The organism is Caulobacter segnis (assembly GCF_031454995.1).
Lineage (GTDB): Bacteria > Pseudomonadota > Alphaproteobacteria > Caulobacterales > Caulobacteraceae > Caulobacter > Caulobacter segnis_E.
In genome coordinates, this window is sequence record NZ_JAVDRV010000001.1 from 616232 (window position 1) to 640090 (window position 23859).

At 68.9% G+C, this 23859-nt stretch carries 24 protein-coding genes; 16 read left to right on the top strand and 8 right to left on the bottom strand.

Annotated elements, in window-relative coordinates; genetic code table 11:
- Positions 1–152: 152 nt before the first annotated feature.
- Together J2728_RS02955 and J2728_RS02960 are read left to right on the top strand one after the other, a co-directional pair.
- Positions 153–464: a hypothetical protein gene (locus J2728_RS02955; protein ID WP_309996126.1), complete on the top strand. Its 312-nt coding sequence runs from the start codon at positions 153–155 to the stop codon at positions 462–464.
- A gap of 92 nt (positions 465–556) precedes the next feature.
- Positions 557–1726 carry a DUF3089 domain-containing protein gene (locus tag J2728_RS02960; RefSeq protein ID WP_309996128.1) on the top strand — a complete coding sequence of 390 codons (1170 nt, stop codon included), beginning with the start codon at positions 557–559 and terminating at the stop codon, positions 1724–1726.
- 132 nt (positions 1727–1858) lie between these two features.
- Here the strand turns inward: J2728_RS02960 and J2728_RS02965 are convergent, their stop codons facing one another.
- The gene (locus J2728_RS02965) at positions 1859–2041 is read right to left on the bottom strand and encodes a DUF1328 family protein (protein WP_309996130.1); all 183 of its coding nucleotides are present in this window, start codon (positions 2039–2041) and stop codon (positions 1859–1861) included.
- 107 nt (positions 2042–2148) lie between these two features.
- Here J2728_RS02965 and cobT point away from each other — a divergent pair, with 107 nt between their 5' ends.
- The 4 genes from cobT (at position 2149) to J2728_RS02985 (ending at position 6222) form a co-directional block, all read left to right on the top strand.
- Entirely contained in the window at positions 2149–4077 is a 1929-nt protein-coding gene (cobT, locus tag J2728_RS02970; protein WP_309996132.1) for a cobaltochelatase subunit CobT, read from the top strand.
- On the top strand, positions 4074–5144 hold the full coding sequence (locus tag J2728_RS02975) for an esterase-like activity of phytase family protein (RefSeq protein WP_404979686.1): 1071 nt from the start codon (positions 4074–4076) through the stop codon (positions 5142–5144). Before cobT ends, J2728_RS02975 begins: the two co-directional genes overlap by 4 nt.
- Before the next feature lie 231 nt (positions 5145–5375).
- The gene (locus J2728_RS02980) at positions 5376–5687 is read left to right on the top strand and encodes a hypothetical protein (RefSeq protein WP_309996133.1); all 312 of its coding nucleotides are present in this window, start codon (positions 5376–5378) and stop codon (positions 5685–5687) included.
- Positions 5688–5928: 241 nt separating this feature from the next.
- Positions 5929–6222 carry a hypothetical protein gene (locus J2728_RS02985; protein ID WP_309996136.1) on the top strand — a complete coding sequence of 98 codons (294 nt, stop codon included), beginning with the start codon at positions 5929–5931 and terminating at the stop codon, positions 6220–6222.
- A gap of 351 nt (positions 6223–6573) precedes the next feature.
- On the opposite strand, the gene rpmB is transcribed toward J2728_RS02985, so the two are convergent.
- Positions 6574–6873, bottom strand: a complete 300-nt coding sequence (gene rpmB, locus J2728_RS02990) for a 50S ribosomal protein L28 (protein WP_010918547.1) — start codon at positions 6871–6873, stop codon at positions 6574–6576.
- A 253-nt stretch (positions 6874–7126) separates the two neighbouring features.
- Here rpmB and J2728_RS02995 point away from each other — a divergent pair, with 253 nt between their 5' ends.
- Positions 7127–7585, top strand: a complete 459-nt coding sequence (locus J2728_RS02995; protein WP_309996142.1) for a DUF3617 domain-containing protein — start codon at positions 7127–7129, stop codon at positions 7583–7585.
- A 302-nt stretch (positions 7586–7887) separates the two neighbouring features.
- Here the strand turns inward: J2728_RS02995 and J2728_RS03000 are convergent, their stop codons facing one another.
- A complete protein-coding gene (locus tag J2728_RS03000) occupies positions 7888–8511 on the bottom strand; it encodes a methylated-DNA--[protein]-cysteine S-methyltransferase (protein ID WP_309996145.1) in 624 nt (207 codons plus the stop codon).
- A 79-nt stretch (positions 8512–8590) separates the two neighbouring features.
- Here J2728_RS03000 and J2728_RS03005 point away from each other — a divergent pair, with 79 nt between their 5' ends.
- Both J2728_RS03005 and J2728_RS03010 read left to right on the top strand, forming a co-directional pair.
- Positions 8591–10234, top strand: coding sequence for an amidohydrolase (locus J2728_RS03005; RefSeq protein ID WP_309996148.1), 1644 nt, complete (start codon positions 8591–8593; stop codon positions 10232–10234).
- Between the two features lie 130 nt (positions 10235–10364).
- Positions 10365–10727, top strand: coding sequence for a CZB domain-containing protein (locus J2728_RS03010; RefSeq protein WP_309996150.1), 363 nt, complete (start codon positions 10365–10367; stop codon positions 10725–10727).
- Between the two features lie 127 nt (positions 10728–10854).
- On the opposite strand, the gene J2728_RS03015 is transcribed toward J2728_RS03010, so the two are convergent.
- The gene (locus tag J2728_RS03015) at positions 10855–11283 is read right to left on the bottom strand and encodes a GFA family protein (protein WP_309996152.1); all 429 of its coding nucleotides are present in this window, start codon (positions 11281–11283) and stop codon (positions 10855–10857) included.
- 98 nt (positions 11284–11381) lie between these two features.
- On the opposite strand from J2728_RS03015, the gene J2728_RS03020 reads away from it, so the two are divergent.
- Both J2728_RS03020 and J2728_RS03025 read left to right on the top strand, forming a co-directional pair.
- The gene (locus J2728_RS03020) at positions 11382–13940 is read left to right on the top strand and encodes a helicase-related protein (RefSeq protein ID WP_309996156.1); all 2559 of its coding nucleotides are present in this window, start codon (positions 11382–11384) and stop codon (positions 13938–13940) included.
- Positions 13937–14227, top strand: coding sequence for an RNA-binding S4 domain-containing protein (locus tag J2728_RS03025; protein WP_309996159.1), 291 nt, complete (start codon positions 13937–13939; stop codon positions 14225–14227). The genes J2728_RS03020 and J2728_RS03025 overlap by 4 nt, the downstream gene beginning before the upstream one ends.
- A gap of 124 nt (positions 14228–14351) precedes the next feature.
- Here J2728_RS03025 and J2728_RS03030 read toward each other — a convergent pair whose 3' ends face one another.
- Positions 14352–16424 (bottom strand): putative bifunctional diguanylate cyclase/phosphodiesterase, encoded by a 2073-nt coding sequence (locus J2728_RS03030; RefSeq protein WP_404979687.1) that lies wholly within the window; start codon positions 16422–16424, stop codon positions 14352–14354.
- A 229-nt stretch (positions 16425–16653) separates the two neighbouring features.
- Here J2728_RS03030 and fdxA point away from each other — a divergent pair, with 229 nt between their 5' ends.
- From fdxA to J2728_RS03055, 5 genes are all read left to right on the top strand, one after another.
- Positions 16654–16995: a ferredoxin FdxA gene (gene fdxA, locus J2728_RS03035; protein WP_099443031.1), complete on the top strand. Its 342-nt coding sequence runs from the start codon at positions 16654–16656 to the stop codon at positions 16993–16995.
- A 349-nt stretch (positions 16996–17344) separates the two neighbouring features.
- Positions 17345–17848, top strand: a complete 504-nt coding sequence (locus J2728_RS03040) for a CarD family transcriptional regulator (protein ID WP_013080781.1) — start codon at positions 17345–17347, stop codon at positions 17846–17848.
- Between the two features lie 188 nt (positions 17849–18036).
- The gene (locus J2728_RS03045) at positions 18037–19368 is read left to right on the top strand and encodes a serine hydrolase domain-containing protein (protein ID WP_309996165.1); all 1332 of its coding nucleotides are present in this window, start codon (positions 18037–18039) and stop codon (positions 19366–19368) included.
- A 96-nt stretch (positions 19369–19464) separates the two neighbouring features.
- On the top strand, positions 19465–20658 hold the full coding sequence (gene nhaA / locus J2728_RS03050) for a Na+/H+ antiporter NhaA (protein WP_404979689.1): 1194 nt from the start codon (positions 19465–19467) through the stop codon (positions 20656–20658).
- A gap of 60 nt (positions 20659–20718) precedes the next feature.
- Complete coding sequence (locus J2728_RS03055; RefSeq protein ID WP_309996168.1) at positions 20719–21108, top strand: DUF6491 family protein; 390 nt, start codon at positions 20719–20721, stop codon at positions 21106–21108.
- Between the two features lie 23 nt (positions 21109–21131).
- On the opposite strand, the gene J2728_RS03060 is transcribed toward J2728_RS03055, so the two are convergent.
- The 3 genes from J2728_RS03060 to J2728_RS03070 all read right to left on the bottom strand — a co-directional run bounded on the left by J2728_RS03060 (position 21132) and on the right by J2728_RS03070 (position 23803).
- Positions 21132–21500 carry a hypothetical protein gene (locus tag J2728_RS03060; RefSeq protein WP_309996171.1) on the bottom strand — a complete coding sequence of 123 codons (369 nt, stop codon included), beginning with the start codon at positions 21498–21500 and terminating at the stop codon, positions 21132–21134.
- 207 nt (positions 21501–21707) lie between these two features.
- Positions 21708–21911 (bottom strand): hypothetical protein, encoded by a 204-nt coding sequence (locus tag J2728_RS03065; protein ID WP_309996175.1) that lies wholly within the window; start codon positions 21909–21911, stop codon positions 21708–21710.
- A gap of 230 nt (positions 21912–22141) precedes the next feature.
- A complete protein-coding gene (locus J2728_RS03070) occupies positions 22142–23803 on the bottom strand; it encodes an adenylate/guanylate cyclase domain-containing protein (protein WP_404979714.1) in 1662 nt (553 codons plus the stop codon).
- Positions 23804–23859 lie beyond the last annotated feature (56 nt).

The window sequence follows — 23859 nt, forward strand, 5'->3', positions numbered from 1 at the left end:
CGCGCTCCGCGGACACCCCTGAGTATCGTGGTTCTGGGTCTTTCGGCTTGGTTGGTGCTGGGCTTGCTAAGCCAGGCGGCCTTCCAGCTTATCGGCTGACCGTCGGCTAAAGGCCCTTACAGTTCAGGGCGGAACGCCCTAAACGCGGAGCCATGTTCCGCCAGCGCCCCGACGCCGATCTGATCGTTCAAGGCTGGGTCATCGGCGTCATGGTCGAGGTCCCGGGCGAGCGCGTCCCCGTGCGCCACTACTTCGCCGTCGGCAAGGCCGACCGCGCCCAGGCCGAATGGACCGCCACCGACCTCGCCCAGGCCGAGGGCGCGATCGCCTCCAGCCCCGTCAACGGCCAGGAGCCGGTCGAGACCATGCGCGAGATCGTGGCCTACCGGATGCGGGACCTCGGCCTGAAGCCCGGCGAGGCGCGGCGCCTGGGGGACAAGTATCCCCGCCGCTGGCTGTTCTAGCGCCCGGTCGCGATTAGCCCTTGGCGCGCGAGCGTCTTTCCGGTCATCCTCCGCGCCAAACAGGCGTTCGAACGCGGGATGAGGGGAAGAGCATGACCAGGACGAGGCTGGCCGCCATGGGCTTGGCGGCGATGTTGACCATGGGCGCATCGGCCTGCGCCCAGACGACGCCCGTCCCCACGACGCCAAACGACTACGCCAAGCCCGAAAACTGGCTGTGCCTGCCCGGCCGCCAGGACGCCTGCGCCTCCGACCAGACCACGACCATCGTCGAGGCCGACGGCAAGACGTCGATCGAGCCGTTCAAGGCCGCGGCCGCGCCGGCCTATGACTGCTTCTACGTCTATCCGACCGTCTCGACCGACTCTGGCGGCAATAGCGACATGGTCATCGACGAGGCCGAGCGGCGCGTGGTCGACCAGCAGCTAGCGCGCTTTTCCTCCAAGTGTCGGGTGTTCGCGCCGATGTATCGCCAGGTCACCTTGGCCGCGCTGCGGTCGGTCATGCTGGGCCGCCCGTCGCCCGGCGATGGCGAGCTGGCCTATGCCGACGTCCGCGACGCCTGGCGCTGGTATCTAACTAATGAAAACAACGGCCGGGGCGTCGTCTTGATCGGCCACAGCCAGGGCTCGCGCATCCTGCTGAACCTGCTGAAGGCCGAGATCGACGGCCAGCCGGCCCAGAAACAGATGATCTCCGCCCTGGTGCTGGGCATGAACACGCCGGTGGACGCCGCGGGCAAGTACGGCTCGATCCCGTTGTGTACGAAGGCCGACCAGGCAGGCTGCCTCGTCACCTACGTCTCGTTCCGCGCGACCAGCCCGCCGCCGGCCAACAGCCGCTTTGGCAAGACGGACGCCGAGGGTCATCGTTCGGGCTGCGTGAACCCCGCCGCTCTGCTGGCCGGCAAGGCCTCATCCGAGGACACGCCGCTCCACGCCTATCTCAGCAGCAAGGGCTACGGCGCGGTCGCCGGCCAGCCGGCTAAGCCGTTCGCGGAGGGGCTGACCGTCTCGACGCCGTTCGTCTCGACGCCCGGCCTTCTCTCGGCGCGCTGCGTCAGCGACGGTGAGTTCACGTATCTGTCGGTGAAGGTCAACGCCGACCCGGCCGATCCCCGCGCCGACGACATCGGCGGCGACATCGCCGTCGCGGGTGTCGTGCTGAAGGACTGGGGTCTGCACCTGATCGACGTGAACCTGGCCATGGGGGATCTGGTGGCGCTGGTTGATCGGCAGGCGGCCGCTTACGGCGTGAAGTGAGGACATAAAAAATCCTCCCCCCGTGGGGGAGGAGGCCGAAGGCCGGAGGGGGGAGTCGCAAGGTCAGCGGAACTTCCCCCTCCGTCCGCTTCGCGGACACCTCCCCCGCTAGGGGGAGGATTTTCGACAGCCCTATTTCGGCCCGCTCACGGCCTTGAACACGGTGGTCCCCAGCAGCAGCAGGATCACGAAGCCGATCAGGAACAGGAAGAACAGCAGCTTGGCGACGCCGGCGGCGGCGCCGGCGATGCCGGTGAAGCCCAAGGCGCCGGCGATGATGGCGACGATGGCGAGAATAATGGCCCATTTGAGCATGATGGTTTCCCTCCGCGGGCGCCCAAACGGCGCCGTCGAAAAATCAACGCCCCTTCATCGCGCGGCGTTCCTTGTCTTCGCCGCCCGAGGCCGGTAACCCAGTCGCCATGGCCTCCAAGCCCGAAAGCCCGACCGAACCCTTCAAGCGCGCGCTAGCCCACGCGGCCCGTTCGCTCGCCGAGACGCCCGACCTGGAGGTCGTGTTCTCGGGCGATGGTCCGCAGCTGTTGGGCAACCGGGCCGTGCTGCCGCATCCGCCGCGCGATCTGTCGGGCAAGGAAGCCGCGCGCATCCGGGGCCTGGCCGACCAGATGGCCCTGCGCCTGGCGCACCACGACCCGATCGCCCACGCCCGCGCCCGCCCCGCCTCGCCCGACGGCCAAGCCGCCTTCGAGTCGATCGAGCAGGCGCGTCTGGAAGCCATCGGCGCCAACGCCCTGGGCGGCGTGCGCGCCAACCTGACCGCCGCCCTTGAGACCCGGCTGGAGAAGCAGGGCCTGACCCGCGCGGTCGCCACCGACACCCAGTCCGCCCCGATGGCCGAGATCCTGGGCCTCTTGGTCCGCGAGCGTCTCACCGGCGATGCGCCCCCCGACGGCGCCAAGGCCCTGGTCGATATCCTGCGCGCCGACATCGAGGCCCGGGCCGGCAAGGACCTGGACCGTCTGGCCGCCGCCATCGACGACCAGGCCGCCTTCGCCCGCGTCAGCCGCGACATCCTGCGCGACCTCGACCTGAGCGAGGAAATGGCCGACGCCACCGACAGCGCCGACGAGGACGACGGCGAGGAGGACGACTCCCCGACCGAAGGCGACGACAACGAGCAGGGCGAGGGCGAAGGCGAACAGCCCGAGGGGTCTTCTCCGCAAGAAAGCGAGGCCTCCGATCGCGAGTCCGAGGCCGGCGACGAGGAGATGGTCCAGTCGGACCAGGACGGCGAGGTCGAGGAGACCGACGAGGCGCCCGACATGGGCGACGGCGCCAAGCCCGCCCGTCCCGATCCCGGTCAGGCCCAGGGCGGCGAGCCGCTCTACAAGATCTTCACGACCGAGTTCGACGAGATCGTCCAGGCCGAGGACCTGTGCGACGCCGAGGAGCTGACGCGCCTGCGCGCCTATCTCGACCAGCAGCTCTCGGCCCTCTCCAGCGTCGTCTCGCGCCTGGCCAACAAGCTGCAGCGCCGCCTGCTGGCCCAGCAGAACCGCGCCTGGACCTTCGACCTCGAGGAAGGGATGCTGGATGTCGCCCGCCTGACGCGGGTGATCATCGACCCGACCGCGCCGCTCTCCTTCAAGCAGGAGGAGGACCAGGAGTTCCGCGACACGGTCGTCACCCTGCTGATCGACAATTCCGGCTCGATGCGCGGGCGGCCGATCATGGTGGCGGCGATCTGCGCCGACATCCTGGCTCGCACGCTGGAGCGCTGCGGGGTCAAGACCGAGGTGCTGGGCTTCACGACCCGCGCCTGGAAGGGCGGCTCCAGCCGTGACGCCTGGATCAAGTCCGGCAAGCCGGCCGCGCCGGGTCGCCTGAACGACCTGCGCCACATCGTCTACAAGGCCGCCGACGCGCCTTGGCGGCGGGCCCGCAAGAACCTTGGCCTGATGATGCGCGAGGGCCTGCTGAAGGAGAACATCGACGGCGAGGCCCTGATGTGGGCGCACCAGCGCCTGGTCGGCCGGCCCGAAGCTCGCCGCATTCTGATGGTGATCTCCGACGGCGCGCCGGTGGACGACAGCACCCTGAGCGTGAATTCGGGCCACTATCTGGAGCGCCACTTGCGCCAGGTCATCGCCGAGATCGAGGGCAAGAGCCCCGTCGAACTGATCGCCATCGGCATCGGCCACGACGTCACGCGCTACTACCGCCGCGCCGTCACCATCGTCGACGTCGAGCAGCTGGGCGGGGTGCTGGTCGAGCAGCTGGCCGCCCTGTTCGAGGAAGAGCCGCGCCAGATCGCCCGCGCGCGGGGCCTGCTGGCCCCGCCGCCGGTCGTGACGCCGCAGGCGGCCAAGCCCGCCAGGACGCCCGCGTGAGGGCTCGCTGGGCGCTGACCCTGGCGCTGGCCGGCGGCCTGGCCGCCGGTTGCGCCCGGCACGCCGCGCCGCCGCCCGTCATTCCCGCCGCGCCGGTCAAGGCCGGCCCCGAGATCACCGTCGTCGCCACGCCCATCCCGATGGACGCCGCCGATCCGACCAAGGTCACGGCCGAGGGCGGCTTCACCTATGCCGGCGGCCTGGTGCTGACCAGCTCGGACACGACCCGACTCCACGGCCTGTCGGACCTGCGCATCGGCGCGGGCGACGTCCTGACGGCGATCAGCGACGAGGGCGACGTCTTCGAGGCCAAGATCCAACTGGACGCGGCCGGACGCCTCGCGGGTCTGACCGCCGGCAAGCTGTTCCCGCTGCCTGGCCTCGACGGCCAACCCCTGCAAGGCAAGCGCGCCGCCGACGCCGAGGGCCTGGCCGTCATGCCCAACGGCGATCGCCTGGTCAGCTTCGAGGGCGATCATCGCATCTGGCTCTATCCGGCCCAGGCCGACGGCGGCTGGGGAACACCCCGCCCCGTCCCCAAGCCCGCGACCATCCTCCCCGACAACGAAGGCATGGAGGCGCTGTCGGCCTATCCGGCCGCCGGCCCAGACGCCTACATCGTCGGCGGCGAGGAGGGCGAGGTCTGGCTTTGCCGCCTGTCGGGAGACTGCAAGTCTCTGCCGCCGCAGTCGGGACCCGACTTCACCTGGGGCCTGACCGCCTTCGCGCCGTTCCAAGGGACGGCCGTGGCCACCCTGCACCGAGGCTTCGATCCGATCCGCGGCTGGCGCGCCATCGTCCGCTTCGTCTCGGACCCCACCTTGCCGCTCGCCCGCCAACGCACCGCCGCCTCGCTGCGCATCGACGGCGCCATGCCACGCGACAATTTCGAGGGCCTGGCGCTCTCGACCTCACCGTCCGGCGCGATCCGGATCTACGTGCTCTCGGACGACGGCGCCGTCAGCGCCAAGCAGCGCACCCTGCTGCTGGCCTTCGACTGGACGCCGCCGCCTCCCCCGCCGCCGGCTCCGGCCAAGCCGCCCAGGAAGCCGGTCCGCAAGCGCTGAGCCTTCGCGCTCGCACACCTTAACGAAAATCAACCAAGTCACTGAAATCGTTTCGTTGGCAACGATATGGTACCGCTAACATTTTTTCGCTCGAACGGCGTTTTCGCACTTGCGGCAGACAACGTTGTCAGTCATTCCTAGCTTGACGGTCGATGAGGCGAGAACCCACGGGCCGTCAGAGGAACGCGCCGGGAGGCGGTTGAACCCAACCTCCTTTCCGGGACTATCAACATGATCCGTCTGCTCGTTATCGCCGTCAGCGCCCTGATGGCCACCACCGCCGCCACCTCGGCCAGCGCCGGCGAAATCACCATCAAGGTGCGCGGCCGCCCGACCGCCGAGGTCCACGCCGAAATCATCCAGGCCGCCAAGCAGCTGTGCCGGGAAGACCTCGCCGGCAACCCCGCCGCCAGCGATCTGGCCCCCTACTGCGTGCGGGAAATCACCCGCGACGCCGTGGCCCGCACCAACAGCCCCGAGCTCGCCACCTTCAACAAGGCTCAGGGTCGCTCGGTCTACACGATGCGCGTCGCCAGCCGCTAAGAAGGCAAGGAAGGCCCGCGAGACGACGCTCTCGCGGGCCTTTTCCGCACCGAAAACACGGTCGCGGCGCAAGCTTGGCCCCGCCGACCCCATTTTAGGGTGCATCGCAACATTATCGTTGATCACCCAACAGAACGTCGCTATATCGACCCGGACGGATCCAGCGAGCGGAAGACCTCGGCGACCGTCAGAGGAACGCGTCTGGAGGTGGTTGCGCACAACCCCTTTCGGAACAATCGACATGATCCGCTCCATCATTCTGGCCGCCTCGGCCATCGCCCTGGCCGTCGCCGCCCCGGCTTCGGCCGCTGAAATGCGCGTCAAGGTCGCCGGCAAGTCGGCCGCCGAAGTCCGCGCCGAAATCGTCAAGGCGGCCTCGACCGTCTGCTGGCAGGACATCCGCGGCGAAGCCCTCGCCGGCTACATGTACCCGGCCTGCATCCGCGCCTCGGTCAACGACGCCGTCGCCAAGATCAACAACCCGGCTCTGACGGCCTACAACGCCTCGAACCCGGCCTCGACCGTCTCGCGCTAAGCGCCACCCGTTTAGTACCCAGCGTAACAGTACAGCGTTCCGAGTACTCCGCGTCACAGTACCAAGCGTAACAAACCCGCCGCGGCCCAAGCCGCGGCGGGTTTTGTTTTGGGGGGAGCAGGCCGGGAGGTCGACTGTCGCCCCGTGTGAGACGTCGCGCGAAAACCCTCTCTCTTAGAGAGAGGGATTTTGAGTGTCCGCCACCCACCCATCTCAGGCATCCGACGAGCCGCCCTTCCCGCGGGAGCGGCTTAACTCCACGCGCCCTTCCATCACCCGCCGCGCAACGAAAAACCCGCCGGGATCACTCCCAGCGGGTCTTCGAAACTCAGCCTTGAAGGGCCGTAAGCCTTAGGCGGCTTGAGCGGCGGCCTTGGCCTTGGCCTTCACCTGGGCCTTGATCTTCAGGGCGCGCGGCGACAGCTGCTCGTCCTTGGCGCCCAGCAGGAACGTGTCCAGGCCGCCCTTGAAGTCCAGGGTGCGCAGGGCCGCGTTGCTGATGCGCAGCTTGAAGCTCTGGCCCAGCGACTCCGACTGGAGCGTGGCGGGCGACAGGGCCGGCAGGAAGCGGCGCTTGGTCTTGATGTTCGAGTGGCTCACATTGTGGCCGACCATCGGACCGATACCGGTAAGTTCGCAACGGCGCGACATGGTGGTTACCTTGGCTTGGGCGAAGCCCCGCTCTCTTGAGAAGAGCCTGGCCCGCTAAGATATGAATTCGGGCACGCGATCCGGACGAGCTGGCCGCGCGAGAGCGGGCGATATAGGCGAAGGCCGCCCCCTGAGTCAAGGCTGGTATGGCCTTCTCTTCGCGCTCGCGATGGAACACCCCGCCCAACGTCCGCCTTCAAGCAGGGTTCATCTGGCTCTCTATATATGGAGCCGCATGAAGGAGACCCGCCGTATGCGTTCGACCGCCCTCGCCGCTTCCATTCTGGCCCTGGCCGCCGCCCTGCCGCTGGCCGCCTCGAGCCAGGCCCGCCCGACCACCGCCGCCGCGCCGGCGCGGACGATTCTGCCCGGTCACTGGGAGTACGACTATCGCGTCGGTCCGATTCCGGCCGGCAGCGAGAGCAAGTGCCTGAAGCCCGCCGACGTCGAGCAGTTCTCGCGCGGGATCTGCACGCGCAAATACCGCTGCGACTACACGACCAACGTGGTCTCCAACGGCAAGATCAAGCTGAAGGGCACCTGGACCGACAAGAAGGACCGCGTGGCCCCGGTGACGGCCGACGGCTCGTACACGCCCGAGAGCTTCACCCTGAACATCCACATGAAGACGATCAACGGCTTGCCGCTGGCTGGGGTGATGACCGCCAAGCGCGTCGCGGCCGAATGCCCCGCCGAACAAGCCGCGAAGTAGCCGTATGGCGAAGCTTCGTTTGTGGTTAACGCGAATTGAGATACAATAGCTTGTAGGGAACAAACACTGAATCGGCGAACGTCGCTGATTCGGTCATGATTCGTTTCGCCCCTGTTCGGCTAAGGGTTAGCCGGCGTTAAGGGTAGGCGAAGAGGCGCATTTCCCTTCACCGCGTCAGCGCACGACCACCCTCTCCCCTTGCGTGAGAGGGCGGCCCGCGAAGCGGGGCGGGTGAGGGTTGAAGATGGCGTCAGCCGTGGCGATGGGGTCCAGCCCCTCCAGCCGATGAGATTATAGACCGCTCATCCGTCGCCTTCGGCGACACCTTCTCCCGCAAGGGGAGAAGGAACGCGCGCGCGCCGCGGCGGCGCGACCGAGAACTCCAGGTCGAACAGGGTCGGGACGGCGTCGGTCTTGGCCTTCTCCAGCGTCAGCAGCCGGGCCTTGGTCGCCCCGCCGCCGGACGCCGAGAACCCGCCGATGCCGCCCGAGGCCGACAGCACCCGGTGGCAGGGCACGACGATCGGCCAGGGGTTCTCGCCCAGGGCCTTGCCGACCGCCCGCGCGGCGCCCGGTTCGCCCATGGCCTTGGCGACCTCGCCATAGGTGGTGGTCTCGCCCGGCGCGACGGCTCGGGCGATTTCGTAGACCCGCAGGTTGAAGGCCGACTGGCCGCCGAGATCCAACGGCACGTCGGTCAGGTCGTCGCGTCCGCCCGACAGCAGATCGCGGATCCGCTCGATCACCATCTCGACCTCGGGCGGAGGCTCGGACTCGACCGCTTCGGGGAAACGCCGCCGCAGCCGCGCCCAGGCCGCGCCGGGCGTGCTCTCGGGCAATTGCAAGCCGATCAGGCCGCTGGGCCCCCAAGCGAGGCCACAGCGCCCGATGCTGGTGTCGAAAAGGGCGAAACCCTGGGTCGGCATGGGGAAAAAGTAGCAGGACTGTTGCCGCTGGCGAAGAACCGCCCATACGATTTTAAGAAACTTGCCCTGGAGATCGCCTTTGCGCCGCCTCGCTCTCGCCGTTCTGCTCGTCGCTTCGGCGGCCGCCGCTCCGCTCTCGGCCGCCAAGGCCGGCGACCTGCTGATCCATGGCGGTCCGATCCACACCGGCGTCGAGGCCGCGCCGACCGCCCAGGCCGTGCTGATCCGCGACGATAAGATCCTGTTCGTCGGCGACCTCGCCGCCGCCAAGGCCAAGGCGGCCCAGGATGTCCGCGACATCGACCTGAAGGGCGCGGCCGCCTATCCGGGCTTCGTCGACGCCCACGCGCACCTGACCGGCATCGGCCTGCGCGAGCTGACGCTCAATCTCGACCAGGTGAAGTCGGTCGCCGAGCTGGTCGCCGCCGTGAGGGCCTACGCCGCGGCCCACCCCGAGGGCGCGATCTACGGCCGCGGCTGGATCGAGACCCATTGGCCCGAGAAGCGCTTCCCCACCAAGGCCGACCTGGACGCCGCCGCGCCGGGGCGGATCGTGGTGCTGGGCCGCTCGGACGGCCACGCCAGCGTCGTCTCCAGCGCGGCCCTCGCCAAGGCTGGGATCACCGCGGCGACGCTCGCTCCCGCTGGCGGCCAGATCCTGAAAGGCGCCGACGGCCAGCCCGACGGCATGCTGATCGACCACGCCCAGAGCCTGGTGAAGGACGTCATCCCGCCGCCCAGCGAGGCGCTCAAGCGCGAGGCCCTGCGCAAGGCCGGCCAGCTCTACGCCTCGCGCGGCTGGACGGGCCTTGGCAACATGAGCGTCATGGCCGACGACCTGGCCTTGCTGCGCGACGAGGCGGCCAAGGGGACCTTCCACATCCGGGTCGACAATTACATGGACCCCAGCGGCGCGGCCGAGGTGCTGGCCAAGGGGCCGCAGACCGACGCCACGGGCCTGATCCGCGTGCGCGGGATCAAGCTCTATATGGACGGCGCCCTGGGCTCGCGCGGCGCGGCGCTCCTTGAACCTTACAGCGACGCCGAGGGGCTTGGATTGCAGCTGACCCAGCGCGACCAGGGCCTGGCCCTGATGAAGAAGGCCAAGGCGGTCAACGCTCAAGTCGCCATGCACGCCATCGGCGACCGCGGCAACCGCATGACGCTGGACTGGTTCGAGGAAGCGCTGGCGGGGGACGCGAAGGCCCGCTGGCGGATCGAGCACGCCCAGATCGTCGCCGACACCGACCTGCCGCGCTTTTCCAAGCTGGGCGTCATCGCCTCGATGCAGCCCAGCCACGCGATCGGCGACCTCTATTTCGCGCCGGCGCGCCTGGGCAAGGACCGCCTGCACGAGGGCTATCGCTGGAAGGACTTCCTAAACGCGGGCGTGGTCGTCGCGGCGGGCTCGGACGCCCCCGTCGAGGTGGGCGATCCGCGCATCGAATTCTACGCCGCCGTCTATCGTCATTCCCTGGACGGCTTCGCCAACGCCGACTGGCATCTGGAGGAGGCCGTCACCCGCGCCGAAGCGCTGCGGATGCTGACCCTGGCGCCGGCCTACGCCGCCTTCCGCGAGAAGGAGCTGGGCACGCTGGAGGCCGGGAAAAAGGCCGACCTGACGGCCTTCGACAAGGACCTGATGACGATCGAACCCAAGGCCATCCTGACGGCCCAGCCGGTGCTTACCATCGTGGACGGAAAGGTAGCGTTCTCGCGCTGAACCGCTTCATCCACAGGCAAGGAAAAAGGTTCACATCTCAGGGTGGCGATTAAGGATTCCTGGTTACGTGGTGGAAACCAGGGTTTTCCAAAAGGTGCGGACCGATGTGAGCCAACCCTAGGGTTTAGTGATGGACCTTACCGAAGAAGCGCACGCGCACGCCCGGATCTATGACGCGCTGGTCGACGCCGTCGCCGACAAGCGCCAGGTCGACGCCGCCGCCTTGCGCGCCGACCGCCAGTGCACGACCGGCCAGTGGCTGCATGGGCCGCTCCAGCAACGCTGGGCCGGCAACCACACCTATCTGAACTGCGTGGAAGCCCACCGCGAGTTCCACCACGCCGCCGCCGAGGTGGCCGAGCTGATCAACCGCGGGGAATACGCCGAGGCAAACCGTCGCCTGCGCAACGGCGCGCGCCTGTCGATGGCGGCCTCGGGCCTCACCACCGCCTTCCGCCGGCTGCGCCTGGCGCTGGAGACGGTCACGGCCTGATCACGGCGTCGGGTCGCCTAGAGCCTGTCCGTTTCCGATGGAAACTCAGAAACGGATAACAGGCTCTATCTCTATAACCTTGAGCGTGGCGGGCGCCGGAACCGCACACACTTTCGGCCGCCACGCTCTATGCCTCCTCGGGAAACCGCGCGTGCCGAGGCAGCGACCCGATCGTCTCCCACCAGGTGGGCGCGTCGGCGACCTGGATCACCTCCGTCGGTGGGAGCGCATCGGGATCATCGAGCGTCCCGGTGCTGACATCGACCTCGCCCGGGAACAGCGACGCGCTGCGATAGAACAGGCCCGTGCCACACCGCGGGCAAAAGGCGCGCTCTATATCGCCCGAGGAATTGTAGCCGGCGGTCCGGCCGGTGATCGTCAGCGACGCCTCGGCCACCGACGCCCAGCCCACGATCGGCGCGCCCGCGCTGCGTCGGCAGTCGACGCAGCAGCACAGCGAATGACGGCGCGGCGGCGCGGTGATCACGTAGCGCACGGCGCCGCACTGGCAGCCGCCGCCGAGGGGCGTGAAGGCTTCCGGGTTCGATACGCTCATGGCGACCTCCATCGATGGAAACATAGCGTCATCGCGCTCTGGCCTCCACGGCCGCGGCGCCGCTTGCCCCGGCACGATTCCCGCCCCACTTTCGGATCATGAGTGACCGTTCGACCGGCCTGGCCCCTTCGAAACTGACCGCGGTCCTGGGGCCCACCAACACCGGCAAGACGCACCTGGCCGTCGAGCGGATGCTGGGTCACGCCTCGGGCATGATCGGCCTGCCGTTGCGCCTGCTGGCGCGCGAGATCTATGACCGCGTGGTCAAGCTGCGCGGAAAGGCCAGCGTCGCCCTGATCACCGGCGAGGAGAAGATCGTCCCGGCCCGCGCGGCCTATTTCGTCTGCACGGTCGAGGCCATGCCGCTGGCGCGCGAGGTCGAGTTCCTGGCCGTCGACGAGATCCAGCTGTGCGCCGATCCCGAGCGCGGCCATATCTTCACCCACCGCCTGCTGCACGCGCGCGGCAAGTTCGAGACCATGTTCCTGGGCGCGGGAACCATGGCTCCGCTGGTCCGCCGCCTGCTGCCCGACGCCGAGATCGTCAGCCGCGAGCGGTTCAGCAACCTCTCCTACGCCGGCTCCAAGAAGCTGACCCGCCTGCCGCGCCGCACGGCGATCGTCGCCTTCTCCACCGACGCGGTCTACGCGATCGCCGAGCTGATCCGGCGTCAGCGCGGCGGGGCGGCCGTGGTCATGGGCTCGCTCTCGCCCCGCACCCGCAACGCCCAGGTGGCCCTGTATCAGTCCGGCGAGGTCGACTTCCTGGTCGCCACCGACGCGATCGGCATGGGCCTGAACATGGACGTCGACCACGTGGCCTTCGCGGGGCTGCGGAAGTTCGACGGCAAGCGCACGCGCTGGCTCTACCCGCAAGAGGTCGGCCAGATCGCCGGCCGCGCCGGCCGCTACACCCGCGACGGCACCTTCGGCGTCACCGGCGACTGCGAGGAGATCGACGAGGACCTGGTCGAGGCGGTTGAAAGTCACACCTTCGAGCCCATCGTCGCCGCCGAGTGGCGCAACGCGCGTCTGGACTTCGGCTCCCTGCCCGGCCTGCTGCGCTCCTTGGCCGAGACGCCCCAGCGGGGCGGCCTGAAGCTGTCGGACGAGGCGCTGGACGAGCGCACCCTGCGGGCCCTGGCCCAGCAGGAGGACGTCATCAAGCGCTGCAAGGCCGACCGCTCGGCCCTGATCCGCCTATGGGAGGTCTGCCAAACGCCGGACTTCCGCAAGACCACCGACGACGAGCACCAGCGCATGGCGCGCACCCTGTTCGACGACCTGACCACGGGCCGCAAGCGTCTGCCCGAGGACTGGGTCAACGGCCAGTTCAAGGCGCTGGATCGCACCGATGGCGAGATCGACAGCCTGGCCGCGCGGCTGTCGGGCGTGCGCACGCTCAGCTACATCGCCAACCGCCCGGACTGGGTGGCCAATCCCGCTCACTGGCAGGGCCAGACCCGCCAGCTCGAGGACCGGATCAGCGACACCCTGCACGAAAAGCTGATGGCCCGGTTCATCGACCGCCGCACCAGCGTCTTGATGAAGCAGCTGGGCGAGCGCGAGACGCTCTATGCCGGCGTCGGCCAGGACGGCGAGGTCACGGTCGAGGGCCATGTGGTCGGCCATCTGTCGGGCGTGGCCTTCACCCCGGCCAAGGCCGCCTCGCCGCTGGAGGAGAAGGCCCTGCGCAACGCCGCCCAGCGCGCCGTCGGCCCCGAGATCGCCCGCCGCCTGGGCGTCATGGCCAGCGAAGCCGACGACGCCTTCGCCCTGACGCCCGATGGCATGATCCTGTGGCGCGGCGAGGCGGCCGGCGCCGTTCGCCGCGACCTGCCCCTCCTCTCGCCCCGCGCCCGCCTGCTGGGCGAGCTGGGCCCCGCCGCCGTGCGCGAGCGGGCCGAGCGACGGCTGGACGCCTTCCTGGCGTCCGAGGTCGACCGGCATCTGGCGCCGCTGCGCAAGCTGGAGCGGGCCCTGGCCGGCGGCGAACTGCGGGGCCTGCCGCGCGGCATCGCCCACCGCCTGCTGGAAGCCGGCGGCGTGCTGGACAAGCGCCCGGTCGATCCCGAGCTGAAAGCGCTCAGCCAGGCCGAGCGGCGCACGCTGAAGAGCCTGGGCGTGAGGATCGGCGCCTTCAGCCTCTATAGCCCCGGCGTGCTGCGGGCCGAGGCGGTCGCCTGCGCGCGGGCTCTGAGCCCCTCCGGATGGCGCGGGGCTCTGACGACGCTTGAGAAGCTGCCCTCGCCCGAGCCCAGCGCCCGCGAACTGTCGGCCAGCGGCCTGCGCGCGGTGGCCGGCTTCAGCATCCCGGTCGAGCAGCTCGAGACGCTGGACGCCCTGCTGCGCGCCGAACAGCGTCCCGGCGGGGTGGTGCTGACCGACGCGGCGCTGGAAAAGCTGGGCTGGACCGCCGCCCAGGCCTCGACGGTGCTGCGCGCGCTGGACTACACGCCGGCGATCCGCGCCAAGCCCGACCAGCCGATCGTCTGGAAGCGCCGCGGCGCGGCCAAGCTGGAGCAGAAGCCGGTCAAGGCCCGCCCGGACTCGCCGTTCGCGGCGCTGGCCAAGCTGACCGAGCCGCCGCCCGCGCCCGCGCGCCGCAAGCGGCCTCGCCGCCGGAAGACCGCCGCGGCCAAGCAGGTCGCCTCGTGAGCGACGCGGCCTCGAACGACGCCGCTCGCGCCGATGTCTGGCTCTGGCGCGCCCGCTTCTTCAAGACCCGGTCGCTCGCCGCCAAGTTCGTCGACGAAGGCCGCATCCGCCTGACCCGCGCCGGCGCCGAAAGCCGCGTCGACAAGCCTTCGCGGACCCTCAAACCGGGTGATGTTCTGGTGTTCGGCCTCGCGGGCCGCCTGATCGCGATCCGGGTTCTGGATTGCGGCGAACGCCGGGGCCCGGCGACGGAAGCGCGGGGACTGTACGAGACGGTGGAAGGCTAGAACCAAATCCTCTCCCCGTGGGAGAGGTGTCGGCCCGGCCGACGGAGAGGGGCGTAGCCGGTTCGGCGAGACCTTCCCCCTCCGGCGCTCGCGCCACCTCCCCCGCTAGGGGGAGGATCGAGGCCTATCCCCCAAACCGCTCCAAGAACCCCACCACCTGCTCGGCCGGCATTGGCTTGCCGAAGTAGTAGCCCTGGATCTGATCACAGCCGTAGCGGATGAGCGCCTCCAGTTGCTCGGCGTCCTCCACGCCCTCGGCCACCACCTTCATGCCCATGGAGGCGCCCAGGGTGATCACGGCCTTCACGATCGCCTCGTCCTCGGCGTTCTGGACGAAGGACTTGTCGATCTTCAGGCGGTCGATCGGGAACTGGCGCAGGTTGGCCAGGCTGGCGTAGCCGGTGCCGAAGTCGTCCAGCGCGATCATCACGCCCGCCGCGTGCAGCCGGCTGATATTGCCGCTGACGAGATCCGAGCCCCAGCCCATATAGACGTTCTCGGTGACCTCGATGGTCAGGCATTCGCAGGGCACGTTCCAGCGCGCCAGGCGCTCCCGCACCTCTTCGGCCAGACAGCCGCTCCGGAACTGGGCGGCGGAGATGTTGACCGCGATGCGGCCAAAGTCGACGCCCTGGTCCAGCCAGCTCCGCATCTGGCGCAGCGAATGCTCGAGGGCCAGGTCCCCCAACCGCAACGACAGCTCCTGGTCATCGAACGCCGCCATGAAGCGCGCGGGCGTCAGCACGCCCTGTTCGGGATGAATCCAGCGCATCAGGGCTTCGAAGCCCACGACCCGCCGCTCGCGGATATCGACGACGGGCTGGTAGAAGAGGGTGAACTCGTTCGCCATGATGGCCGCCCGGACATCGCGCAGCAGCTCGACCCTTCGCTCCAACTCGGTCCGCATCGCGGGTTCGAAGATGATGCTCCGGTTCCGGCCGGCCTCCTTGGCGTGATAGAGCGCGATGTCGGCGTTCTTGATCATGTGCGCCGGATCCGCCTCGGGATCGCCGTGCAGCGCCGCCCCGATGCTGGCCGTGGCCGTGAAGCTGCGGCCGGCGTACTCGATCGGCCGCTGCAGCAGCTCCTGCAGCTTGTGGATGGGCCGCATCATGTCGGCCTCGCCTCGCAGGCCCCGCAGAATGACCGCGAACTCGTCGCCCCCCAGCCGCGCCACGGTGTCGCCCGATCTGAAAGCCCGCTGAAGCATGCCCGCCAGACGTTTGAGCAGCACGTCGCCGGCGTCGTGCCCCAAGGTGTCGTTGATGTCCTTGAAGTGATCGACGTCGATCATGATCAGGCCGAACATCTCGCCCAGGGTCTCCGAGGCGGAGACCGCTTCGTTGAACCGGTGCTGGAACAGCGCGCGATTGGGCAGGCCGGTCAGCGAATCCTTGAAGGCCAGGTTTTCGACGACTTCCGTCCGGCGACGGCGGTCGGTGATATCCTTGAACAGGTTCACCAGCTTCTCCGGCTGGCCGTCCTGGTCGCCGAACACCTTGCCCACGGCGCGGACCCAGGTTTCGACTCCGTCGTCGCGATTGAGGCGGAACTCGAACACCTCCGTCTCGCCGACCCTGCGCGAGGCGACCACGTCCGCGCAAAGCCGCCGGTCTTCGGGATGGACGATCTCCAGCGGATCGTCTTTGAACACGCACCATTTCCGCAGGTCGGGCGCGGTGTCGGAGAAGTACATCTCGCCCGTGCGCAGATCGTATTCGCGCACCAGCAGGTCATCGAGCTCCAGCGCCATCCTCAGGCGCTGTTCGTCGCGCTCGGCGCGCAGCACGCTCTCGGCGAACCCCGTGACGTCGCGGGCCGTGACCATGACCGCGTAGACGCCGCCGTCGTCGTGGCGACAGGCGTTGAACTCCGTGCGCCAGAACCGTTGGGAGCCATCCTCCGCCGCGTCGTGCAGATGGTGGGAGAAGTCGATCCCGTCGCGCGCGCAGGCCCGCAGCGCCGCCTGGTCGTCCAAGGCCACGATGCCGCTGGCGTCGGAGCCCATCGTCAACGCTGGCGTGACGCCTTGCGCCACCCACGCCGGACTGACCGCGACAAGGGCCAGATCCAAGTCCAGCAAGGCTAGCGGAAACGGGGCCTCGCGCACCAGCGCGCCGACCGTCAGCACCCGAGCCCGGTCGCGCTCACGCGCATCCATGTCCGGACCGTAGTTGATGGCCAGCCCCTTCTCCATCAGCTCAACTTCCTAGCTTTGATTTCGTTGGATATTTGAAAAATCCCAAGCGGGCCCCCACTCAATAAAAGATTGTTTTGGGGCCCGCGTCGACTACCAAAGGGCGAGCGTCCTGACCTCGCCTTCAGAATTCCTGGGCGCCTACGCGATCACGCCGCATTGACAAGCCGGCCCCAGGCTTCGAAAACGCGCGCGCCGAACTTCGTCCCCGATATCATTCGAGTTTTCGATGACCTATATCGTCACCGACGCCTGCGTCCGCTGCAAGTTCATGGACTGCGTCGAGGTGTGCCCGGTCGATTGCTTCTATGAAGGCGAGAACTTCCTCGTCATCAATCCCGATGAATGCATCGACTGCGGCGTCTGCGAACCCGAGTGCCCGGTCGACGCGATCAAGCCCGACACCGAGGACGAGGCCGACGGCAAGTGGCTGCGCGTCAACGCCGACTACGCCAAGGTCTGGCCGAACATCACGGTCAAGGGCGTGCCCCCGGAAGACCGCGAACAGTTCGAGCGCGAGACCGGCAAGTTCGAGAAGTACTTTAGCGAAAAGCCCGGCAAGGGCTCCTGATCCCACCGCGAATTCTGAAGCTTGCAACCCCGCCGCGACGCGAAAGCTTTGCGGCGCGATCGGGCATGTCTGGACGCAACCCTTTCTTCGAGCTGAATTTTATGCTATTGTCTTCGCCGACGTGACGGTTGCGGCTATTCGCGACGGCCCGTCTTGGCGAATAAGCCGGCTTCAGAGTCATTCTGGCCGGCTCGCCCGATGAAGGCGAAGGGTGTCTTAGAGCTCTATTCCAAATCCTGACAGGCTTGGCCCCGCGACCAGTATTCCGCGGAGCGGGAAGCTGTCGCCTTTGGTTTGGCGCGGAAGACGGCGTTCGGACCCCATGGGGTCCGCATTGATGAGGACGAACATGAGCAAGACTGGTCTGGAATTCTCGGTCGGCGATCACGTCGTTTATCCCGCGCACGGCGTGGGCAACATTCAGGCGATCGAGACCCAGGAAGTGGCCGGCATGTCGCTCGAAGTCTACGTCATCACCTTCGACCACGAAAAAATGACCCTGCGCGTCCCGACCAAGAAGGCCAAGACGGCCGGTCTGCGCCCGCTGGCCGAAGGCGGCACCGTCTCGCAGGCCCTGACCACCCTGAAGGGCCGCGCCCGCGTGAAGCGCACCATGTGGTCGCGTCGCGCCCAGGAATACGAAGCCAAGATCAACTCGGGCGACCTGATCTCGATCGCCGAGGTGGTCCGTGACCTGCACCGCGCCGAGAACCAGCCGGAACAGTCCTATTCGGAACGCCAGCTGTATGAATCAGCCCTGGACCGCATGGCCCGCGAAGTCGCCGCCATCGAGCGCATCGACCGCGAAGCCGCGATCGGCATCCTGACCAAGTCGCTGGTCAAGGCCGCCTAAAGACCTCCGGTTCACCGGATCGAAGACGCCCCTCCCTCGCGAGGGGCGTTTTTGTTCGCGCCCGCTTTTGTTTGCGCCCATTTTTTGTTTGTGGACGAGGCGGCCGCGCGGCGACTTGAGGCCTTGGCTGACCGCGCGCGGGCGCCCATAAGAACAGCATCCCTATCGCCGCCGAGAGTCGATCGCCCGTGCCGGACCCGCAGGACCCGATCTCCGCCCCCAAGATGTCGCGCCGCAAGTGGCTGGCGGCGGGCGGACTGGGCCTGCTGATCGCGTGCGGCGCCCTGGCGGTCCATTTCCGCGCCGCGACGCCGGTCGCCGCCCTGACCTCGGCCCACGCGCCTGTCCCGCCGCCGATCGTCCCGCCGACCAAGCCCGAGGATTGGCGCGGCCGCATAGACTATCGCGCCCTCGATCAACGGCTGGCCGAGATGGCCGCCCAGCGCTCGATGGAAGGCCTGGCGGTCGCCGTCGTCGAGGACGGACGGCTGTCGTTCGTGCAAGGCTATGGCCTGACCTCGGCCAAGGACGGCGAGCCGGTGGACGCCTACACGGTCTTCCGCTGGGCCTCGCTGTCGAAGACGGTCGCCGGCGCCCTGACCGCCAAGCTCGCCGCCGACGGCCTGCTGTCGCTGGACGAGCCCATCGAGACCTTCCACACGACCCTGCGCCTGCCGCGCGACGCCCAGCGCGAGCTGACGGTCGAGCAGTTGCTGTCGCAGCGCACGGGCCTGCCCAAGAACGCCTATGACGATCGCCTGGAGGACGGACAGGACCCGGCGATGATCCGCCACGCCCTGGGCGACGTGCCGGTCGCCTGCGCGCCGGGGCGCTGCCACACCTACCAAAATGTCGCCTACGACACGATCACCGAGATCCTCGCGACCCGCACCCACGAGGCCTACGACCAAACCGTCCAGCGGAAGCTTTTCGCGCCGCTGGGCATGACCAGCGCCACGATCGGCCAGGCCGGCCTGGTCGGCGCCGCCCACTGGGCCCGCCCCCATCGCGAGGGCCGGGTCCTGCCGATGTCCGAGGCCTACTACCGGGTGCCGGGCGCCGCCGGCGTCAACTCGACCATCGTCGATCTCGCGGTGTGGATGCAGGCCCAGATGGGTCTTCGCCCGGACGTGCTGCCGCCAGCGGTGCTGGACGCCGCCCAGCGCCCGCGCATCGGCACCGCCGCGCCCTACGGCCGCGCGCCGTTCGCCCGCGAGATCAAGCACGCCGGCTATGGCCTGGGCATGCGCAGTTTCGACTATCGCGGTCATCGCGTGGTCGGCCACAGCGGCGCCGTCTCTGGCTATCGCTCGACCATGGTGTTCGACCCGGCGACCAAGACCGGCATCGTCATGCTGTGGAACAGCGACGCGGGTCTGCCCTTCCGCTTCCAGGCCGAGTTCCTCGACCGCGCCTACGGTCTGCCCTTCACCGATTGGCTGGACCTCAAGACCGTCTCCGATCAGCGGCTGGCCCAGGCGCGCCATCTCCGGTTGCGGGAGATGGACGAAGCGGGCTAGCTGGAACGCCTCGCGGCGACCCTCGTTGGTTCGCCTCAAGCTTGCCTGGTGTTGAGCAGACGCCACGCCGCTCTCTTATCCGGAGGAGACCCCGATATGGCCCTGCGCGCGATCAGCCGCCGCGCCCGCGAGACGCTGGCGGATTTCCTGGCGAACGAGGCCGCTGGCGGCTACGTGCTGATGATCGCCGCGGGCCTGGCGTTGGTCGTGGCCAACTCGCCGCTCGCGCCGGCCTATTTCGCGGTGCTGAAGACCCATCTCGGCTTCGCGATCGGCCCGGTCCATCTGGACGAAAGCGTCCTGCATTGGATCAACGACGGCCTGATGGCCCTGTTCTTCCTGCTGGTGGGGCTGGAGATCAAGCGCGAGGTGCTGGACGGCCAGCTGTCGCGGCCCGCCGACGTGATCCTGCCCGGCGCCGCCGCGCTGGGCGGGGTGGCGCTGCCGGCGGCCATCTATCTGTTCTTCAATCTGCGCCACGCCGACAGCGTCGCCGGCTGGGCGATCCCCTCGGCCACCGACATCGCCTTCGCGCTCGGCGTCCTGGCGCTGCTGGGCTCGCGCGTCCCGACCTCCCTGAAGGTGTTCCTGACCGCCATCGCGATCATGGATGATCTGGCGGCGATCATGATCATCGCCCTGTTCTACACCGACCAGCTGCACCTGATGGCCCTGGCCGGCGCGGGCGCGGTGCTGGCGGCCCTGGTGGTTCTGAACCGCCTGAAGGTCATCAGCCTCTGGCCCTATCTGCTGCTCGGCGTCGTGCTGTGGTTCCTGGTGCTGGAGTCCGGCGTCCACGCCACCCTGGCCGGCGTCGCCCTGGCCCTGACCATCCCCCTGCGGTCCGACGAGCGCTGCCCGCTGCACCGGTTGGAGCACGCCCTGCACAAGCCGGTCGCCTTTGGCGTCACCCCGATCTTCGGCTTCGCCAACGCGGGGCTTTCGTTCGCCGGGATCGGGCTTTCCGCGCTGCTGGACCCGGTGCCGCTGGGCGTGGCTCTGGGATTGTTCCTGGGCAAGCAGCTCGGCGTCTTCGGCGTCGCCCTCGGCATGATCCGGATGGGCTGGGCGCGCCTGCCCGCCGGCGCGTCCCTGGCGCAGCTCTACGGCGTGTCCGTGCTGTGCGGGATCGGCTTCACCATGAGCCTGTTCATCGGCGGCCTGGCGTTCGCCGATCCCATGCTGATCGACGAGACCAAGATCGGCGTGCTGGTCGGCTCGCTGGCCTCGGCGCTTCTAGGCGTCGCGATCCTGCGACTGGCCAAGCCCCCGCCCCCGACGCCAGCTTGAGCCGCTCGCGGTTTGGCGCGAGGATATCCCTCGGGGGACGCCTGACTGGAGTTGAAGACCATGCGTAAGCAGGCCCAATCCATCGCTTTTTCCGCGCTGCTCCTGGCCGCGCCGACGCTCGCCGCCGCCCAAGGGGACACCGCCCAAAAGCCCAAGAGCGAGCGCTCCTGTTTCCGCGCTCAGGACATCGACGGTTTCAACGCCGTGGACAAGGAGACCGTGGACGTCTCGGTCGGCGTGCGCGACGTCTATCGCCTGACGCTGTTCGCGCCTTCGCCGGATATCGACTGGACCCAGCGGATCGGCGTCGAGTCGCGCGGTAGTTCCTGGATCTGCTCGGGCATCGACGCCACGATTATCGTACCGGGCGCGATCGGCGTTCAGCGCTATCCCGTCACCGCTATCCGCAAGCTCGCGCCCGAGGAGATCAAGGCCCGCAAGGCGCGCTGAATGTTCGGAGCCGTGGGCGCGGCCTATTGATGCCTGTCGCCCAGGGCGTTCCGAATGACGCGATTGGCCGCCTCGCAACGGCTCTCGCCGAACTCGCGCTCGATCTTGATGGTTGGCGCCAGGCGCGCTCGCAGCTCCTCCGCCATCGCCCGAGCCCGGCCGGCCGCTTGCCGGGCCTCGGCCAAGCGCGCGCGCGTCAGGGCCAGTTCCGCGATGACGCTGTCGCGATGCGCCGCCAGGCCATCTGCTTCCTGGCGCGCCTCGGCCAACTGGGCGCGAAGGCGCGGGACATGCGCGCCCAGCCATCCGGCCACGGCCGCCGCGATCAACGCCAGCACCGCGGCGGCCGTGAAGATCACGGGGCTATACAGGACGCTCAACAGGGCGGACATGTCATTCTCCAGCGGTAGGGACCAGACTGCGAAGAACCCGGACAGCCATGCCGTCCAGGTTCCTCGCGACGAACGCGGCCTCACGGCGCGAACAAGGGCGTTCGTCGACCGCCGCCCCAATCCCCACCAGGGCGGCATGTCTCAAAATGGGTGTTTCCGACTATCGAGCCGCTCTAGCGAGGCGCGGCGCGCGCGCGGAGCCTGTTTCTAGGCGCTCAGGATCGCTCGAGGGCCGCTGTCGCGCACGGTCGCCTGCGCGAAATCCAGTACGTCCCGCGTAATGGCGGAGACGTGCGCTTCGGCCACGCCCTGCTCGCGAGCCCAGATGATCAGGGCGTGTCGGAGGAAGGTGTTGCCGACTTCGGCTTGGGCGAAGGGCTTCTCACCCACGAGGGCATTATTCAGGGACATCGCGCGACTCCCGATGCGACCGAGGCCAGCGCCCCGGAGTGGTTTGAGAAAATGGACCCGACCGGCGGGTGGTCGGGCCCCAGTCTGTTCACGCGGCCGGTGGCTGCTGGCATGGGAGCCCGCCGCCGCCGGTCGACACAGGGACCATCGGCGGTGCCGGCGCTATTTGGATGTGCGGATTTTCACATCGAGAAAAATAGCGGTTTTTCTCTCGTCCGCCTGGTCGCGTTTCAGGCGCGGGAGAGATTGAAGATGGGCGTGGCCGGAAAGCCCTTCCGTTCCTGGGTGCGCCCGACATAGCCGCAACGCACGCGGTCGCCATGGAACGTCGCCAAGGCGCCGGCGAGCGCCTCGCTGACATAGGCCGAGCCCGGCGCGGCGTTGGGCTCGATGCGCGCGGCGACGACCACGTGCGCGCCAACGACCGCCGGAGCCTTGGTCAGCGGGTTGGTGCCCAGGTGCACCGGGCCGTAGTGTCCGCCGATCCGAAGACCCAGGCCGCGCGGCAAGCCGAGCGCCCCAAGGTCCAGCGCGCGATAGGCCTCCAGCAGGGCCAGCGCCGCCAGGGCCGCGTCGATCGGCTGGTCGAAGACCAGGAACAGCCCGTCCCCCCAGGTCTCGATGTGGCGCGGGCGGGCCTCCAAGCCCTCGACGACCTCGGCCATTCGGCCCATCACCCCTTCCATGAAGGCCGGGATCTGATCGTCCCGCAGGGCGCCGAAGCCCTGCACGTCGGCGAACAACATGGCCTTCATCGCCCGAGAGCCGATCTCGGCGGGCTGAGAGACGCGCGTGACGGGAACCGGCCTGTCGACCTCGATCACCACGCCTCGGCGACCGCTTCGGGTCCAGTAGGCCATGTCCGCCGAGACGCCCGCGGGCCCAGGCGCCGGGCGGCGGTCCCAGGCCGCCAGCTGCACCGCCTCGGTCGCCAGGGTCTGGGCGCGAAGCACCGCGCAGCCCATGGCGAACTGACTGGCGTAGGCGAAGACCTGCTCGTCGCCGAGATAGGGGTCCCGCGAGGCGTAGCGGATCGAGGCCGCGCGGGTCATGCAACGCTCGAAGCGCTCCACCCAGGTCTCGCCGAAGGGCGCGACGGAGACCTCGACGAAGGCGGCGCGGTTGATGGGCAGCACCACGTGCAATTCGCCGCCCGCGTCCAGCAGGGCCTCGGCGAAGACGATGTCGGCGCCGGCGGCCAGGCCGCCGTAGCCGAACCCGACCCGCGCGGCGGCGAGCGCCTCGTCGACGCGCGGGCGAAGGACCTTGTCGCACACATTCTGGATATGGCCGGTGAAATGCGCGCAGACGGGCGGACGGAACGGCGCCAGCCAGTCCGCGTCGAGGCCCAGCTCGCGGCACAACATCTCCATCTGGCGGAGCGTCGAGGCATGGGCGGCGTAGGCGCGCGGCGCGAAAGCCAGCGCCTGCTCCATGCGGCGGCGCGCGGCCTCCAGGTCGCCGACCAGGAAGAACGCCTCGGCCCGGCTGGCGGCCTCATAGTAGGCGGCCTCGCCGGTCAAGCCCCGCGACGGCGCTCGCAGCACGACCGCCGCGCGCTCGACGGCGCCGGCGCGATCGCCCGCGACCAGGGTCATGGTGGCGGCGTTGATCGCGCCATAGACGCCCCCGAAGCGATGGGACAGCGTCTCGTAGCGGAGGCGCGAGGCCTTGGCGAAGGCGATCCGCCGGGGGCCTTCGCTGGCCAGGGCGACATCCTTCAGAAGCCGCGCGCCCAAGGCGATCGTGTCGGCGTCGTCGTCGGCGGCGAGACCGAGGCGGACATATTCGGAACGCGCGAAATCCAGGGCTCCCGCCCGCGCCAGGCACAGCACCGCGGCATAGGCCGCGCCGGGCGGCGCGGCCTCGCCGTCAAGCGCGGCGTGGGCGATGTCGTAGGCCGCGAGAATCTCGCCGCGCCGGATCAGCGCGGCGATCTCCTCGCGGT